The organism is Spiroplasma sp. Moj (assembly GCF_016082285.1).
Lineage (GTDB): Bacteria > Bacillota_I > Bacilli_A > Mycoplasmatales > Mycoplasmataceae > Spiroplasma > Spiroplasma phoeniceum.
Genome location: NZ_MQTY02000002.1, coordinates 1 through 20195, shown reverse-complemented (window position 1 = coordinate 20195; position 20195 = coordinate 1). Strand labels below are relative to the sequence as shown.

Below are 20195 nucleotides of genomic sequence, written 5' to 3'. Positions count from 1 at the left end.
TGAGGTGCAGGATATGGAAGATAAACTTAAAAATATTAAAAGAACTCGCATTATTAGTATTGCTTTTTTATTAGTTTTATTTATTATGGTCCCATATTTTACTTTTATATATGTATCACATAGTGATCAACTTTTAAAAAAATACTTTAATTTTATTGCAACAGTACCTAAGGACGTGTTAACAACATTTACAACACCTAATCTACCAAATGAATTTTTAATCTTTGGTTTGCCATATATTGCGTTAGGAACATTAGCAGGTGCCATTATTAGTAGTGTTTTTTACATTCATCATCAGAAACGAACAGTTAATTTTAATAATAGAATGTTGTTAATTGGAACAGTTTTTATTATCTCTTTTCTATTTAGTGCTTGTTTATTATTTTCATTTGCAGAATATTATTATGATTTATTTACAGAGTGATGTCGTTCTTTAAGAGGTGGTTATACTGGTCCTGAGTTTGTTAAAAATATTCAAGATATGATTCATAAAGATATTCCAAATCGAGATGCAATTGTTAAAGCATTAATTAATTTAGCAACAGGGCCTGGAACAAACAATAAATATCCATTAACATGAATTGGTCTTAATGCTATTTGATGAATTACAGGATTACAAATGATTTTTATTATTTTTATTATGTTAAAAGTTAGTTTTAAATTAGAATGATTATTAAATGATAATATTAATCCAACTAAAAAAGAAGAATTATTTGTTTTAAAAGATACATTTAATCAAAGTCGTCTTAAAAAGTTTATTAGTCTATATTTAATTCCAAATGAATTTAATATTTCACTATGAGTCGTTTTTTTTTCAAGTATGGTTTTTATTCCCCAATTTGTTTATACAATTATTATTGGCAGTAGTTTTACTGATGCAAACCGGTTTTTTTTATTTTCTTACTTTTATCCACAATTAACAATTAATGCTATTATACCGAATACAACTAGTATTTTAGATCAACCAAATATTGATTATTTTGAGATGACAATGAATATGCCTGGGTCAGGAATTTTTATTAGTGTTGTACCAATTGTTTCTTCTGCTTTAATTATTTCAATGTTATTTGCATTTACTTTTGTAATGTTGAAAAAACCAAATTTAACTAAAAAAGGCTTTATTAGTTTTTATGTTAGTTTTTTAATTGTAACTGGGACTTCACTAGTAATGTTTCTGGTTTCTCAATATGAATTAACAAAAGCAGTTGATTATTGAAATAGTCAAAGTGATAATTTTAAAGAAACAGTAATGGAACCACTTTTTAAAACAACACATTTAGATTACTTTTGATTACAAGGAAATGAATTATTAGCAAGTGGTATTCTATTATCTGCTTTCATTACTGTTTTATCAATTATTGCTCTTTTACATATTTCAAAAATTAAAAGTAATCATATTAGCAATGAACAAATTAAATCAAATTCAAAAGGTTCATAAGAAAGGAGGCTAATTATATATGAAAGTATATACTGTAAAAGATCGCAAAGAGATTATTGTTGGTTATTTAGCAGAAAAAGTTATTATTGTTCCAACAGATACTATTTATGGTATGACGTGTATTATTAGTTCACCAGTAGCAAAAGCGAGAATTTTTAAAGTTAAAAGACGATCAGAAAAAATGTATTTATCAGTTATTGTTAGTTCAGTTCGTATGGCGAAGAATTTTATTGACTTGCCACGTGATGATTTAAAGCTCTTTAAAAAGAATGAAACTATTACTATAATAGTAGGTAACATAAAAGATGATATTAATAAGCTTTATAACATTACAGAAGATAATACAATTGGGATTAGAATTACAAAATCAAAATGATTAAAAAAAATTATTAATAAGGTTGGGCCAATTTATGGGACAAGTGTAAATATTAGCGGTCAAAATTATGCTAAAGAATTTAATGATCTTCAAAAATTTAATGTTGATATTATTGTTGACGCTGGTTATTTAGATAATCGTCCTTCAAAGATTTATAATTCTTTAACAAAAGAATTTATTAGATAAGGAGGCAAAAAATGGCAAAAAAAAATAAATAAAAAACAATGATCATGATATCGAATTATTAATGTTGTTGTTTTATGTATCTTAATTTTGTTAACATGTATTTTTACTGTTTTATTTATTAATTAACCAAGAAAAATATACTGTTGCTTTCTTAATTACAATCTTATTTTTAGGTGTATGAGTTATTGGTTACTTTATGGGGCATTTCTTTTTTATGAATAAAGATAATCTTCGAATTGGGACAAGAAAAATAATGAGGGACTATCGTAAAAAAGATGATGATGGTAGCAATCCACCTTAGGAAACAAGGAAGAAAGAATTAAACAATTAGAACAAGAAGTTGTGGATTTAAAGAAAGAACACAATGGTTAATTTTAGAAAAGGATAATATCATACCAAATTGCATTTCATAATGCAATTTTTTTATAATTTTTTTAGAAATATGATATAATTTAACTATAAATAAACGAAGTAGGAGGACTACGCGATGTACATCAATCCATTCGAAAGAATGAAAAATATAAAATTAAATACTGATGAAACAAATACAATAAATATGAAAAGTAATGACCCAAATATAAATTTATTACAAGGTAACAATGAAGATGGGGAACTGACAGGAGACTTTCTAAAGAATAGTAATCATAATATTAAAACTGATGAACTTAAGATTGATGGAATTACATTATCAAGTTTTGAAATTATTCGTGATTTAATGAAAATTTTTAAAGAAAAAAATAACGAAATGCAATTTTTCTTAGCAGTTATGGATAAAAGAAATTGTGATTCAATGTTTGAAATTGCTACTTCCTTTTTTTCAATGCCGCTTGTTAATATTGATTTATTACGTATTGAATTATATGCTTCACCATTTTTATTTTTACTTAAAAAAATTATTAAGGGACTACCAAAAGTTAGTTTAGAGGATAAAAAAGTTTTATGAGATCGTGTTAAATTATTTGCACGAACTTTAAAACAAAGTGAATCATTAGAACAAGTTAATGATTCTAATTCAATTGTAATTGTTAATGAGTTAGAATTTGATGATCCATTAGAGTATATTAGAAGAGAATTTGAAGAAATTTTACGTGCTTATGACATCACAGAAAATATTGTAGTAATTTTTAATAATATTGATTTAGTGGGATATGTCAAATTTAAACAAATATTTAGCTTAGTACAATCTATTTTTAAAGGAATTTTACAGTTTAAATTTATTGCTGGATTAAATCCACTTTTAATTGAAACTTATGTTAAACAGATGTATGGCAATTATGCAACAGACCAATTGGTTGCGCATGAAGTTAGTTCTTATAACAAACGATATATTATTAAAAATGAAAATGATAATGTCGTTACTAAAGAACGAACAAAAGAAGCAGGTGATTCTTATCATCCAATGTCAGATTTTGCTTCTGTTGAAACAGAAAATGAGGATGATGAAAGAATTAGCTTTGATTATTGAGCTATGCGCGGTGGAAAGTAGATAGAGGAGGATAATTAAAATGTTTGTGTTTTTAGTAACATTAGGGTGAAGTTTAATTATAATTGGAGCGATAGTTCAAATTTTTACTGCTATTTTAAACTTTTTGGTAATACAATCTGTTGCGCTTCCATCAATTTTAAATTCAATGAATGATATTTTTCAAACATCAATTTTTAAACAAGAACAAATTTTAAGTTATTTGACAGGAGATATTTGAGGATACACAATTATTGCTTTAACAATTTTTGTTGCATTATTAGTTATTACACTAGTATCAGTTCAACTGCATCTTGTTAAAAAAGGACAATTAATTGCAAAACCATATATTAAAATGATATTTGTTACATTAATTATTGCAGCATTAATTTATGGAAAAGTAGCAGTATTAATATTAGCAGCATTAATGTTTATTGGTTTATTGTTTATTGAATCATCATTATTTGATGTTGAGTCTTTACAAAATTTTGTTAAAGAACGAAATATGATTGTTATTTACCACCAAGATAAAAAACTTGAAAAAGAGGTAAATAAAGAGGGAAAGTATCATGGAAGCGCAACTTTGGGAGTTGACGCGACTATCGCAGGGATCGGAGAAACCGAAAGAGATTTCAAAAACAATGATTACGCAAAAGAGGATGATAGTAAAAAGTTATCTTATCAAAAATCAAATTCGATTTTTTCATCAAATGAATTAAATAATTTATTTAATTCTAATAAAAATGATGTTGATGAACATGAATTAGCAAATTTAATTAATGATATGACACAAACTATGATAAATCCGCAGAAGCCAGCGGTTTTTGAAACAAAATCAAATACAACGGAAACTGATTTAAAACAAAGTAAATCAAAAGAATTATCAAAACCACCAGTTGTTAATGAAATTAAACAACAAGAAAAATCAAACTTGGAATCAGACCAGTTAGAAGATCAAAATTCAGCAAATAATGCTTCACAAAATGAACGAGTTGAGGAAATTCCTGCTCCATTCTTGGATGTAAAACCAAATGCTGATTATAAGTTTAATGCTGATATTAAAAGTTTTGCTGATAAAACAAGTGCTGTAAACGAAAATGCTGATTTTAATGCAGCAGAAGATGAAAAACCAAATTTTTCTTTTTTAGATGATGAATTTTTGAATTCATCATGAACATCAGAGAAACCAATGACAAGAAAACAAAAAAAACTTTATAATAAATGAAGTGAAATGCATCAACAAGCACTTAATATTAAACAAATGGTAGAAGAAGAAGTAGAAATAGCAGAAGTAAAACCTAAATTCATTAAAAAGAAAGCTAAAATTTATAATTTTCTTGCTAAACAAGCAAATGGATTAGTAAGAAAATTAAAGTTAGAACCAGAGCATGAATTAAAATTAATGCGTATTGCTGAAATATTTAATAATAATTCACAAGCCACAGTTGATTTTCTTAATGATCAAATTTTAGCAACAGATAATAATTTAATTGATAATGTCTTGAATGACAACATTAATGAATCATCAGAAAATATTAGTTTAGAAATTAATACTTTTAATAATGTTGTAGATAATGGTAAAACAAAAAAAGAGATAAAAATTATTAATAACAATATTAAACTAGCAAACCAAGAATCACAACGGACAGGAATTATATTTATTCCATCTGATCATAATATTGATAAATTAAAAGGAGAATTATTACCTGATATTAAAACATCAGATGATGAAGAAACAAAAACAGATAATGTACCAGATAATTATGATTACCCTTTTGCTGAAATAGCCGGGTTAGATGATTCACAAGTTGGGCATCTTGATGAAATTGATTTAGTTTCAAATGAAGATAATTATGATGATGAAATACAATCTTCTGAAAACAACGAGCTTTCAGACCTATCAGTTGAACAACAAACAGTAGAACAAATAGAAAATAATATGGCAATGCTAGTTGCAGATGAAATATTAAGAACTAATGAAGTAAAACCCGAGCATGAGGTAAAAAATGATGCAATTAATTTAGAATTAACTCCTGAGCCACTAGATACAACAGAACCAAACAATGTGGGAGCAGATATGTTTAATATCTCAATGAATGAAAAACAAAATACTATTTTAACAGAAACAGAAGATAGTGTACTTGCAGAAATATTTACAACAGATGTTAAAGGAACAAATCAATTAGAAGTTAACGCAGATGAATTAAATAAGAATAAAATAGAAGATCATCAAGTTCATTTATTACATGATGTTGTTACAAATGAAACAAATAAATCGTTGCAACCAGAAATTCGACCAATTTTAAAAGACGAAGTATCGTATAGTTTAGATGAATTAGATGATAAAATTATGAATGGTGATTTTTCAAATTTAGATGATGAAGTAATTGAATATTTTAATCAGGAAAAGCCAGAACCAATTAAGGAAACACCATTTGTAGAAGAACCACCATTACAACAAGTTATTTCAAATGATTTTGAATATCGTTTTGAAAAAATTGAAGAATTAATTAAAGATTCAATTAACTTACACACAACACACACAAAAACATTAGGAGAAGTGCAAAATCACTTAAAAAATTTAACTTTAAAAGTTGAATCGTTAGAGGCAAAATCAGTAGATTTTGCAAAAAAAATTAACGATGTTGAAACTAAAAAATATATTAAGCATCACGGTGTTGTACCAATTGATCAGTTTTATCCTCAAATTAGTGATATTAACTTAGTATCAACAAGTTATAATTTATATAATAAAAAAGGTTATTCTAACACATATGGTGTTGCTAACTCAAGTGAAAGTTCATATGGTTTGGGCAATTATTATCGAACTAAAAATAGTAATTCATCTCAAGAAGAAATAAGGGCAAATAATAATCAATTTGCTGATTATAATCATCTTAATTTACATAATATTTCTAAATATACTAAACAAGATATTCCATTTGAAACAAATTGTCCATTTTGTAAAAAGAATAACAAATAAAAATTATTATTTTATTGGTTAATATTATAAATAAATTTATTAAAAAAGTTAAATTTAGGTTGATTAAATTTAACTTTTTTTATTTAGAAAGTAGTTTTTTTTCTTTTCATTCGTTTAAAAATATGTTAAAAATAAATTAGCAATGAGATATTACATTGTTAGGGCATTAAACATAGTAATTTAAGTATGAAAGGAAATATTCAATTGCCGAATAATAATTAATTAAAAAATATAATTTATTAGTAATAAACGGGAGGAAATAAACAATGAGAAAATTGCTCAGTGTTTTTGTAGCAGCAACTTTGCTAAATGGTTCGAGTCTTTTTCTTGTTACATGTGCTAAAAAATATTATTTTGATAGTAATATTTGAGTTATTACCGATGCTGGTATTGTGACCGATGCATCGTTTAATGAATCAGCATGAGATGGAGCAAGTAAATATGTCATTCCACAAAAGGATAAAGAAATTTTACCATCAGAGTGAAAAAAAAGTCACCATCGAGCTAGTTATTATGAACCAGCAAGTCAAACACCATCTGACTTTAAAACAGCTTATTTAACAGCATATATTGCTGGCGCAAAAACATTAATTTTGCCAGGTTTTGTGCATGGTAATACCGTTGGATGAGGTGCAGAAATAGTTGATAATTTAATTTATATTGATGGAAGTAGCCAAAATATTCATTTAGGAATGGATCCCAAAAAACCATTAGCAATAAATGTTGTTGGAATAAGTTATGAAGCTGAATCATCGGGATTTTTTGCAGGAATTGCAACAGCATTATGATTAAATGCTAATCAAAGCAAATATGCTTCAGGTTTAAAAATATCTACATATGGTGGAATGGATAATCCTGGCGCTGTTTCAAATTATATGTGAGGATTTTTAGTGGCTGCTGATATTTTTAATGCAATCATTAGTAATAGCAATTTGCCAAACTTATTTAACATTAGAACAGATCTTTTAGCACAAGTTAAAAAAATGAATCCAGCAGTAACTGCTTTACAAAAAATTGAAAAAGTACAAAATGTTATAAAAAATAATGAATCATGATTTTCACAATCATTTGAAATTGGACATGGGAAAGATATTTCAGATGAATTACTTTCTCGTGGAGCAAGTATTATTTTCCCTGTTGCAGGTCCGCAGACCCAAGATACTATTGGCCGAATTAAATATAATAAATCACCAGTTAAAGTTATTGGTGTGGATACAGAACAATCTAAAATTTATGGAGAAGACATAATCGTAACAAGTGCCTTAAAAGAAATTGCAACTTCAACTCAAGAAGCTCTCAAGAATATTTATTCAGATAAATGTGGTTATTCATCTAATAGTAATACTTGAGACAATAATCATGTGACACCGGAATGTTGAATTAATACTGATCAATCATCAATTCAGCATCCAACTTGGACAGGGATTGAAACAACAAAATCAATTAATGAAGATACTGTTAATTTTATTCATAATAAAACTGATGATTTAACAAAGGATACAGCATTTGATAAAATTATTAAAGTATTACAAGATGTTTATTCCCGAGGAATTGATGATGTCCCTCCTGTAGCAGCAAAGGTATTTACAACAACATTAGCAAATACTTATCAAAATAGTGATACATTGAAAACTTATATTTTAAATGCAATTGAAACCGCTTTGCAATAGAAGGAAAGGACATAATATGAAAAACAATAATGAATATGCAATAGAAATGAATAATATTACCAAGGTCTTTGGTGATTTAATTGCAAATGATGATATTACCTTAAAAGTAAAAAAAGGTGAAATTCATGCTTTAATTGGCGAAAATGGAGCAGGAAAATCAACATTAATGAGTATTTTATTTGGTTTGTATGAACCAACAAAAGGAGAAATCCTTATTAATGGAAAACCAGAATATATTAATAATCCTATTAAAGCGAATCAATTAGGAATTGGTATGGTTCATCAACATTTTAAATTAGTTGATATTTTTACTGTACTTGATAACATTACATTAGGATATGAACAGTTAAAAGGGAAAGTATTTTTAGATCGTTCAAAAGAAACACGTGATATTGCTCAAATTGCAATTAAATATAATTTGCAAGTTGATTTTAGTTCAAAAATTGCAAATATTTCAGTTGGAATGCAACAACGAGTTGAAATTTTAAAAATTTTATACCGTGGAGCAGATATTTTAGTTTTTGATGAACCAACAGCTGTTTTAACACCACAAGAAATTGAAGGCTTATTAAATATTATGTTAGATTTAAAAAAAGATGGGAAAACAATTATTTTTATTTCCCATAAATTAGATGAAGTGAAAAAAATTGCTGATCAGGCAACAGTTATTCGATGTGGAAAAGTTGTCGAAACTTTTAATGTGCAAGATAAAAATGAGAAAGAAATTGCTGAAGCAATGGTTGGCCGTAATTTAGTTGAAATTAAAAATTCAGAGCAAGCACCACGAGAAGAAGTTTTATTAAGAATTGAAAATTTATCAGTAAAGAAAAGAGGCCTAACGAGTTTGATGGCTTTAGATGATTTTAATTTAACCGTTCATGCAGGAGAAATTGTTGCAATTGCTGGAGTAGAAGGAAATGGGCAGACTGAATTAGTAAATGTTGTAACCGGATTAGAAAAAGGAGCCTCTGGAGAAATAATTTTTAATGATATTAATGTGACCAAAAAAAGTATTTATGAACGCTATCAAAATGGAATGTCTCATATTCCTGAAGATCGTCATAAATATGGTTTAATCTTAGAATTCAATGCAATTGATAATGTTGTTTTACAAAATATTAATCAAAAACCATTTTCAAATTATGGTTTATTAGATAAAGGAGCAATTCAATTATATGCTCAACAAATTGTTAATAAATATGATGTACGAGGTGCAAATTCTGGTTTTGCTGTTACACGCAGCTTATCAGGAGGTAATCAGCAAAAATTAGTTATTGGGCGAGAACTATCACGACAACATAATATTTTAGTTGTTGTTCAACCAACAAGGGGTTTAGATGTTGGAGCAATTGAATATATTCATAATAAAATTTTGGAAGAAAAAGCACAAGGGAAAGCAGTCTTATTAGTTTCATATGAATTAGAAGAAATTATGAGTTTAGCTGACCGTATTGTTATTTTACATAATGGACGCATTACTGGTGAAGTTACTGGCAATAAAATTAAACGTGAAGAAATTGGTTTAATGATGGCAGGAAGATATCATAAGAAAGGAATAAAAATTAATGCAAACACAAATTAAAAATTATGGATGATTATTAAAACAGAAAACAAGAATTTTCTTTCGTTCAAATGAATTTAAAACTAAAATGAACTATTTTAAGGCATCTATTTGTGCAATTATTGCAGGAGTTCTGCTTAGTTTTATTATTATCGGTGCAAATGCATCAGATCCATTATTATTTTTTAGTTATGTTTTTCGACTAGCTTTTCACCCATTATTAAAAGATTCGACATTAACTTATTGAGCAATTTATATTGTTGCGGGATTAGCTGTTGCGGTTGGTTTTAAAGCTGGATTATTTAATATTGGTGTTCCTGGACAAATGTTATTAGCAGGTAGTATGACAATTGTTTTAGGTTTAAAGAATCCTACAATTAGTCAAGGAGTTGGCGTAATTGGAGCTTTATTTATTTCAATTCTTGTTGGTGCAATGTTAGCAGCAATTGCGGGGGCATTAAAAGCTTATTTTAATATTCATGAAGTTGTTTCAACAATTATGTTAAATTGAATTGTTTGGTATGTTATGAAATGAATGTTTATGAATCCAGCGCATGGGATGTGAAATTCAAATCAAAATTCAACAATTGATATTGTTACAACAGCCTCAAATTTTAATTTAGTATTGAATGGGCAATTATGAATTATTCCATTTATTATTGCAATGTTATTATTAGGAATAATTATTTTTATTATGAATTATACTGTTTTAGGTTTTCGAATTAAAGCGGTTGGAAAATCAAAAAATGCTTCTTTATACGCTGGAACAAATGTTAAAGTATATACTATTGTTTCAATGGCATTATCAGGTGCTTTAGCAGGCGTGTTAGGAATGTTATATTATATGACACAATCAACAGTATTACAATTTACAACTGATGCATTACCAGTTATCGGTTTTGATGCAATTGCTGTTGCATTAGTTGCTTTTACAAATGGGTTTGCTATTTTACCAATTGCTTTATTATGAGGAATTATTAAAACAGCTGCTTTGCAAGCAACGCAATTACCTGATTTTCAAATGTCAAAACAAATAGGACAATTGATTTTCGGAATCATTATTTATATGTCTGCAATTTCTACATTATTTATTTACTTTAAACCGATTTTTTGATTGTGTCGTTGATGAAATATTCAACACAATGTAGAATGAAAGCAAGAATATAATAAATATCAAAAACAAATTAAAAATACGAATAAAATATATCGAATTAAAATGCAAGAATTAAAAAAAGAAGGAACTAAAGAAGAAATTAAAGCATATCGGAATGAAATTAATGATCAATTAACGTTATATGCTGGGAAAATTATCACTTTAAAAACAGAAATTCGTTTTTTTGAAAATTTAAAATATAAGGAAGCAACAAAAATTGGGCAACGTGGTCTTAAAACAAAATATAAATTAGCAACATTTATTGCCCTTGGTTCCGCATTAGACCATTTTGTACAAGTGAAAAATGAATATTTATTAAAAAAACAAGAAATTAGTTTTTTAAAAAATAATTATTATCAAGCCGTATGAAAAGTAAAAGGGCAAGCAAAACAAGAATTATCACAGTTTTATAATTTGCCGAAAAAAGAATTATATGCTAAATTATCACATTTACAGTCGCAATATGGTGATTTAGTTCTAAAGCAAGAGGAAGCTATTAAAAAATTACGTGAAAGTTATTATCCTATTTTTAATCAAATTCAACAAAAATATTGAAATGATTTTAAAAGATTGCAAAAAGAAGAAGCACTGATTACTAAAAAATTAAATCAAGAAATTAAAGCATTAAAACGCCAACAATGTCGTGAAATGTATCAATTTAAAATAGCAAATTATCAAAGTAAGAAAAAAATTAAACGGGAATTAAGAATAATTAATCGTCAAGTAAAAGCAGATGTTAAGATTCAACAGGAAGTGGCTGTGTTAAAACAAAATTTAAAACTGCAATTAAAAGAGATGAAACAACAATTTAATCTTGAATATCAAGCTATGCGCAAAAAACATAAAAGAGAGATGCCACAGTGGAAAAAGGAATTAAATCAAAAATTAAAACATATTCAAAAAGTTGTTTCAGAAGATAATAAAATTTTAAAAGCAGAATATCATCGTCAAAATACCGCTTATCAAATGCAAAAAGGAGGAAAAAAATAATGGAAGCAGTTTCACAATTATTTGCTAATGGTTCAATTCTTTTTGCAGTATTGTTAATTGCGGCAATGGCTGGTTTGTATTCAGAACGCGCAGGAGTTGTTAATATTGCTATTGATGGAATGATGATCATTGGTGCGTTAGTTTATGCATTACTTGGTAAAGTATTATCACAATATGGTAATGGAATGCAAATTATTGCTTTATTAATTGCCACAATTTGTGGTGGGACTTTTGCCTTATTACATGGTTTTGCTTCAATTACTTTAAAAGCACAACAAGTAATTTCTGGAACAGCGTTAAATTTATTAGCAACTGGAATCGGATTATTTTTTGTAAGCATTCCATCCTTAGCGGCTGGAAATATGATTCAAACAGGTTTTAATACAATTGGGGTTGATTCATATCAAATTATTAGTATTTTCTTAATTATTGCAATTGTTTTAGCAGGTTTTACCTTTATTTTCTTTAGATTTACAAAAACAGGACTACGCTATGTTGGGTGTGGTGAGAATCCTAATGCAGTTGATGCAGCTGGAATTAATGTAATTAAAACAAGATATAATGCAGTTATTATTTCTGGATGCTTAGCAGGCCTAGCAGGGGCAATGTTCACTCATTATGTTTCTGGGCAATTTCGTGGTGACGTCCAAGGACAAGGATATATTGCCTTGGCAATTATGATTTTTGGGCAATGACGAATTCAATATATTACATTGGGAGCAGTCTTATTCAGCTTTTTAATTGCTTTAGCAGGAACATTATGACGTTTTGCGGGTTGAAATATTGCTGATCCATCAAATCAATTATTAAAAATTTTACCATTTGTCTTTGCATTAATAACAATGGTTATTTTCTCAAAATATTCAAAAGTACCAAAAGCATCCGGAATTCCATTTGATAAATCATTACGATAAAAACAACTGATATCGGTTGTTTTTATTTACATTTTCTTATTTTTTTCTATAATTAATGTATTCTGAGGATATATTCTGTAAAAAATAAGGGGAAAAAACTATTTATGAAAAAACTATTCATTATTTTTAGTGTTGTCGGATTATTTACCACTGGGATAACTAGTAAAATTACAAGTTGTCGAATGATAAAATATCGTGATACTAATTATACTAATTCAAATTTACAAAATGAGATGTTAATTTGAATGAAAATTGCCAGTGATGTTAGTAATGAGATAAAAAATTATGATAGCAATGGAAATATTAAAAATTCAAACGAATTTCAAGAATTAAATCAATTTTATGATTTAGTTAATCAACGTAACCAGTCGGTTGTTCTTGACCGTTCAAATACGCAGATTAATTTAGGATTAAAAAAATTTCAAAATGAATGTAAAGAAATATTTAAGAAATTAAATGTTAAAATTAGTGAAACATATCCAAATTATTTTAATACTTTAAAGAAAAAACCATTGTATCACCTTGAAGAAGCAGATAAATTTACTTTAACTTATGTTGATTTAGATAAAATTAATAAATTAACTAATACTACAACGACTGGTGTTCGAGCAGTTCAAATTCAGTATGAATTTATGTTAGATTTAAGTTTTAAATCCTTAAGACAAATGCGCCCATTTACAGTTACTTATGTTATTACAAATGAACCAGATGAAATTAAAAAAATTTTAGAAAAATCAATTGCAAAAATCAAAAAATATTTAATTAACTTTTTTAATAATTATGAAAATGTCATAATTGATCAAAACAATGAATTCAAATCAATTTACGATGATTTTGAAATTAATTATAATACTAATGTTAAACCATTAGACTTCTTGCATAACCTAGTTATTTTAAAATTCCTATAAANTNATATTTAAAATANGNAATNTNNANAGATCTATTCGATTTGTATGAAGCCTTAGAGTATTGTGATATTTTATAAATTTTTATAAGTATTGTATATATATTATTAGTTGTGGATACAACATACTTTAATAATGTAATAATAAATTGATTATAATTTTAATTGACTNGNTNNNTNNNATTTNNATTTTAAATATATTTTATAGGAATTTTAAAATAACTAGGTTATGCAAGAAGTCTATTCTTGTTCGAATAACAAGTCAGCATAAGTCTTTTTAAGGCGGAAAGCATAAACCGTAAATTACTTTTTTGTTAAAAGGATAAACCGTTATAACTATTTTACACTATTATTTTAGCAATACAATACTTTATATAAACTATCTTTTTTATAAACTTAATATATTTTATTGCTAATTTAACCTTTAAAACGCGTCATAATAGTCATTTTTCAAGATAAAATTTTGTAAATAATTCATAATTTTGCTTGTATATATATACTGAAGGTAAATCTTGATNAAGAATTTCAATAAATAGTTTCAAGANTAAGAAAAGGAGAAAAACANGTATGAAAAAATTACTTAGTTTATTAAGTATCTTAACTATTAGTGGAACTGCTGTCCCAACAACAATTGCCGCTAGTCCTTATCAAAAAAGTGATGTAATTAAGCTAGAAAATAGTGATATTAATTATCAACAAACAAATAATTTAGAAAATTTAAATAGAAATAAAAGACAAATATATTTGTATAATTATGATAATCCAGATTTAAAAACAATTGATGGTTTTATAAAAAATTTAGTTGTTATGTTAAATAACAATAAAATTGCAAGATTAAAATCAAATAATTATAATCCAGAATATACAGTATCTTTACCTGATAATAAATTTGAACCAGGAGAATACAACATAAATGGAATAACTGTTTGTTCTAATGAAACAACTTTTGTTCCAACCAAAATGATTCCTGTTGAAGAAAAACTTATACATTCTCAAAAAACAGAATTTAGGGCAGGAAATCAAGATGAGGATAAGGCATTAAGTGGTGCTTTTTCATATAATGTTACTGATTCTTTTTCTTTTAAATTTGGGCAAAAAATTAGCGTTAAAGCTGGTTTAAAAATAAAAATGTTGGCTTCTCTTGAAATAACAGGAGAACTTTCTGCAGAAGAAAACTGAACAAAAACAAAAAGTTATACAATAACTGCGCCTTCTCAATGAACAAAAATTAAAGCAAATCATAAGAAAGAAATAACGTTTTCTGTTTTTGAAGGAAAAAGTATAAATAAAGGAGTTTTAAAAACAAAAATAGATCCTAATTTAAAAATTAATACTTTTTTTACAAGATTGCCACACGATATAAATTATTATTATCAAAAATATATTAGTTTAAAAGATTTGATTATTGAAATTAAAAATAAAGGATATAATAATTTATTTAATCAAAACTCTTTAATAACTATGGAAGGTGAAGAAATATTTTTGAATATTCCTTGTGAAATAGAATCTAATTCTAGTCGTTTAGCAGTAACATTTGGAAATGAAACACCTTTATATTAATTAATTTTTGTAGTAAATGAAAAACATATTAAGTCTTTTAGGAACAATCACTTTAATAGGAACAAGTACAACAAGTTTAGTTGCTTGTAATAAAACACATAATCAATATTCACCCGAAGAATTAAAAGAACTTAAAGAGAAAAACAAAATAAATACAACTGATGAAAATATTAAAAACAATTTAGAATGAATAGCACCACAAGAAAAACCATTTAATGAAGTTGATAATAAATGATATTATGTTGTATGAAAAGGAAATAATCAATGAAATATAAATAAATTTAAAAATGATGAATTTCCAAAACAAATAATACCTAATAATAAAGGTAAAGATAAAATATTAATTAATTATGGTGATTTTACTGCTGGACAAAGAGAAAAAGAATTGTATTTTGTTTATAGAGATTCACTGAAAATTAAATATTGGTCTGATGATATAGATGGATCATATTTTAAATCAGTTTATCGTTGAAATTTAGATACTGAGAAACCCTATTTAATTATTGATAATGATGGTAATGTAAAAGTTAGTGGTGAATAAAAAAAGAGATGTAAAATCTCTTTTTCTTTTATCTTGGTTTAATTGTAATTTTAATAGGGTTATCACTTTTATTTCTAATACCTAATACATTTGGATTAGAAACATCTATTGTAATATCTTTATCATTACCGAAATATCCTTTTTCAATAAACATTAATTTAGCAATTAATACTTTTTTAAATCTAATTTTTAATTTCATATCATTTGTATAATATGCTTGTAAATATGTTTCTTTAATTTTATCTTTATCAAAATTAAATAATTTTGTTATTTGTAATAAAAATCTTAAATCATATTTATAATTTGGGGTGTTATATATATTAAAATAATTATTTTTTGGTAATCCATTAGTATATGCAGTAGCGTATTTTGTTTCAGTATCATTTACTTTTATATTTTTAGTATATAAAGTTATGGTATTATCAAAATTAACTTTATCAGTTTGTGAATAACCAGATTCATATAAAGTTATATTTTCTAATGAACCATAAGAATTATTGCAACCATTTAAACCACCTAAAATATTAACATTTCTATCAGGAATAAAATTTTCTATATTTGGTTGTGCACATTCTACTTGTAAATTATCTAAATTACTTATTTCAATCGTTTTATAAGCATCTTGAAATTTACTAATACTTTGAATTGTTGGGTCAATTTGTTTTAAATCAATTTCTACTTCATAATAGGCAGAATTAAATTCGTTAGAAAATAAATTAATAGGAGGAGGAAAAGCACCTTTACATTGTGCTGCTGCGGTAATTTTAGTTATTAATGGTAGTACTGTATTAGCACCTCATATATCTTTTGTATAAGGTTGATAGTTATATGGTACTGGTGGTAATACATATTCAGGGTAATTAAATGTTGGTATTTCATAGTCGTGTGGTAATAAGAAACTAGTTTTATAATTAGTTGTCATATCGCGTAAATAATTATTTAGTGTACTTTTTGTTTTTCCACGAAAACTTCATACTGATAATCTTAAATAATCTTCTTCATTATTGGTATAAGGGTTATCAGCATAAAAGATAATTTCAAAATTACCTTTATATAAGGCTTGAATAGAAAACATATCAATTATATAACTACAATTTGTCCCATCTGGTGTTTGTAAGAATTCGCAATTATTATCTTTTTCACTATTACTAACTGGTGTTTGTGCATCAACTGATTTGGTTTTTTCATTAATTAAATAAACTCGGTTAGTTTTAGGATTTAATTGTTTTAAATTATAAGTTGAATAAACTAATTCTTCGGTTGGTTTACCATCATTAGTTAAAACAGTCCCTTTAAATTTATCAGTTAATAAAGTAGTAAAACTAAAACTAGTAGCATTAGCACCAATCATAGCACCAATTTTATCATTGCCTTGTTCTCTAAATATTTCAAATGGTAAATAACCTTTACCCGCAGCTTTATCACCTCAAAAGGCATCGTTATAAAAACTATAAACATTAGCACTCATAAAACCATTAAGTCATGGAAAATTAGGTCATTTATCATCTTGGGTAATTGTTAAATTCCCAATTCAGTCCCAAGGAATACCAAACGAAACAAAGTTTAAAAACTTTCCAATAGCAGGTATAGTAAAAGGATTAAATACTAGTTTTTGAGTGTAGTTTAAAGGTAATACTGTAATTTGGCGATTAATAAAATTATTCATATTTAAAATATCTCAAACATTACATTTACCCATTTTATTATATTCAATTTGAACTTGTCCAACTGTATTACCAAATTCATCTTTTCTTCTAAAATATGATGATGCTTGGGTACTAATAATATTATTAANAGTTCCACTATTTACTTTTATTTTATCTGGNGGAGTAATCATTCAATTTTTAGACCAATAAGGTTTAGAATTTGAATTTTCTTCCTTAATAGTTGTTCCAACAGTTGGATTATTTGCTGTTGAACTTGCTTTATCTGTTATTACCATACCCTCATTATTTTTTTCAATTCAAAAATCAGACATTGATTGAATATGTTCTTTTCAATCTTTATATCCAGTAATAATAGTTGGTTGTATCCCTTGAATGTTATATCAACTTACTTCGGGTGATGCATAAGTATTTATTTTATCAGGGGGAGCAGGATACATATTATACATTAATAAATCTCTTGAATTCATTACTTTTTTATTAAATTGACCTTTAATAATTGGTCTTCCTATAACTGGTATATCAAATAAAATTGGATTACCATAAAATTTAACTGCCATTGCTCTAACCCCTGGATCTTTTAATAAAATATCATCTAATTCAACAATACCTTTATTTAATTTTTCATCATAAGTTATTTTAGGAAAACAATAACCCTCTCCTGGAGCACTTGTTTGAATAAATTGTCTTACTGCCAAACCACTATTACTAATTTTGTCATTAATACTTGAAAATGTAATTTCTTGTCATAAGAAACTACCATCATATGGTGAATAATAATTAATAACATTTGATGGATATAATCATTGTCTATCTTGTGGTGCAGAATTAATATCACCACCGCCAATATTTAATCCACGGTCATTAAATACAGTATAAAAATTATAATAATCATTAATATTTAATTTATCTGCATCTTCATCTAAAATTAATAAAGTATATTGTCTTTCGGTTGATTGCTGAGTAAATACTTGTTCAAATTTAGCATCTCCAAATTGAATAGAACTTCTATCATCAATCATATAAGCATCTCAATATTTACCAACTTTGACTTCTTTTGTATAAAAGTTATCGGCTTTATTATCATTATTCATAAAATAACTTAATTTATATTGATTTAAGTATTCTAACATTTTATTAACATCATAAATGTTTTCACCATCAATTAATTTTCAATAAACATTATTATTTTCATCTTTTAATTTTATCGCAAAAGGTGTTTCATTATTGGCTCATATAGTTGAGTTAATTGGTTGTTTATTAAAATNATCAATNGTTAAAATATTAATTTCTTCACCTTTATATTTTTGNACTATTTTTAAACTANNTTGTCATTGAGCAATNGTACTTTCCATATTATCAAATATTCTTGTATAACTACCATAATCACTNGGTTTAGCATTATTNGGTTTTCAACCNGTTTCTGTATCAGGTATATATGAACTATAAACATTAAAAGGAAATACCATTCAATGTCTATTATCTNNTATNTNTTCTCTNATATCTATTAAAGTATCATGGGCTTGTCTTCTTAATTCTTCCATAACACCTGGGTTAATTCTACTCATTTTTTAATTCTCCTTAATTTCTGTTCTACCTTGTAAGGCATTTTGATTATTACCAGTTTCATCATATTCTAGTAATTTATTATTATGNTCNATTTCTTTTGCNTNNATTTTATCTNNNNATNNTTCNANTTTTTCANAATATTTNGTTGCTTCTAATTCATCAANATTATCATATTCAGTTATNGCTCTTATTGGNTCCATTGTGNNATTNTCTAATCTAGNAGTAATTAATTCATTTTGTCGCATTTGGTCNACTAAACTAGCACTAANAAAATCAAANCCATANNNTCNTTCACCANNNCCATCTCATAAACCATAATATTTTAAAACNGTATCAAACATTTTAGTATAATATTGCTTACGATATGCTTGTAAATANGCTTGTTTTTCTAAATCTTTTGTTTTAGTTAATAATGATTGTGTTTTATTTTGGTCATTATCTGATTTATCACCAAAAGGACTAGAAAAATGACATGCTAAATATACTTGTTCANTAATTGCTTTTTGGTCTTCNGTATATGTTTCTAAGGTTGGTGTACCTTGTACTACTTGTAAAGATTGGGATAATTGACCATCTACTGTTGATGAACTTGATTGAACAAAAATATCATCAAATACATCTTGTAATACTTTTTTATTACCTTTGTTATAAGCAGTCATTAAATCATCACTTAGTATTCCATATCAATGCGTACGATTTGCATATCTTTCTTTTGATTTAATATTAAAACTATCTTCTAAATCAAATTGTAATTTATAACAATTTGCCATTGTAGGTCANGGATTTAANGTNGTTGANGTTGATAAAAATAAAGGATTAGGTTCATTNATCATTTCTCAAAAAGGTACAACTCCTAATTTATTTTTAAATTCTTGTATTAAAACAGGTTTAACATCATCTTTAATTTGTGTTTTACTTTGTCCAACAACTACTTCATTATTTTTAGGTCAACCTTTAATAACTATTTTATCTTTGGTACAAATTAAATTTAANATAAANCCACTATCNNNTTGATGATAATTTAATCAAATATCAGCACCTTGTTCAATTTCATTTATTTTNCTTACNCGTGATGTAAAGTTAAANGGGTTAATTCATAAATCAATATTGCCNTCATTAGTNTCTAATAAACCAAANATAGTTTTACCCATTAAACTTGCTGTTAATTCATTNTTATCTAATTTTTCTTTNATTTTATAAGTTTCATATCATCAATTTAATTTT

General features: G+C 26.2%; 11 protein-coding genes. All 11 read left to right on the top strand.

The window, feature by feature from the left end:
• The first annotated feature begins 13 nt into the window (after positions 1-13).
• The 11 genes from BST80_RS00180 (at position 14) to BST80_RS00130 (ending at position 15738) form a co-directional block, all read left to right on the top strand.
• Complete coding sequence (locus BST80_RS00180; RefSeq protein ID WP_415745423.1) at positions 14-1438, top strand: polypeptide chain release factor methylase; 1425 nt, start codon at positions 14-16, stop codon at positions 1436-1438.
• A 19-nt stretch (positions 1439-1457) separates the two neighbouring features.
• A complete protein-coding gene (locus BST80_RS00175; RefSeq protein WP_415745422.1) occupies positions 1458-2000 on the top strand; it encodes an L-threonylcarbamoyladenylate synthase in 543 nt (180 codons plus the stop codon).
• A 487-nt stretch (positions 2001-2487) separates the two neighbouring features.
• Complete coding sequence (locus BST80_RS00170) at positions 2488-3486, top strand: hypothetical protein (RefSeq protein ID WP_415745421.1); 999 nt, start codon at positions 2488-2490, stop codon at positions 3484-3486.
• Between the two features lie 19 nt (positions 3487-3505).
• Positions 3506-6445 (top strand): hypothetical protein, encoded by a 2940-nt coding sequence (locus tag BST80_RS00165; RefSeq protein WP_415745420.1) that lies wholly within the window; start codon positions 3506-3508, stop codon positions 6443-6445.
• A gap of 266 nt (positions 6446-6711) precedes the next feature.
• Entirely contained in the window at positions 6712-8115 is a 1404-nt protein-coding gene (locus tag BST80_RS00160; RefSeq protein WP_415745419.1) for a BMP family ABC transporter substrate-binding protein, read from the top strand.
• A 16-nt stretch (positions 8116-8131) separates the two neighbouring features.
• Complete coding sequence (locus BST80_RS00155; protein ID WP_415745418.1) at positions 8132-9697, top strand: ABC transporter ATP-binding protein; 1566 nt, start codon at positions 8132-8134, stop codon at positions 9695-9697.
• Positions 9681-11819 carry an ABC transporter permease subunit gene (locus BST80_RS00150; protein ID WP_415745417.1) on the top strand — a complete coding sequence of 713 codons (2139 nt, stop codon included), beginning with the start codon at positions 9681-9683 and terminating at the stop codon, positions 11817-11819. The genes BST80_RS00155 and BST80_RS00150 overlap by 17 nt, the downstream gene beginning before the upstream one ends.
• Complete coding sequence (locus tag BST80_RS00145) at positions 11819-12733, top strand: ABC transporter permease (RefSeq protein WP_415745416.1); 915 nt, start codon at positions 11819-11821, stop codon at positions 12731-12733. Before BST80_RS00150 ends, BST80_RS00145 begins: the two co-directional genes overlap by 1 nt.
• Positions 12734-12837: 104 nt before the next feature.
• The gene (locus BST80_RS00140) at positions 12838-13641 is read left to right on the top strand and encodes a hypothetical protein (protein WP_415745415.1); all 804 of its coding nucleotides are present in this window, start codon (positions 12838-12840) and stop codon (positions 13639-13641) included.
• A 563-nt stretch (positions 13642-14204) separates the two neighbouring features.
• A complete protein-coding gene (locus BST80_RS00135) occupies positions 14205-15197 on the top strand; it encodes a hypothetical protein (protein WP_415745414.1) in 993 nt (330 codons plus the stop codon).
• Between the two features lie 16 nt (positions 15198-15213).
• Positions 15214-15738, top strand: a complete 525-nt coding sequence (locus tag BST80_RS00130) for a lipoprotein (RefSeq protein ID WP_415745413.1) — start codon at positions 15214-15216, stop codon at positions 15736-15738.
• Positions 15739-20195 lie beyond the last annotated feature (4457 nt).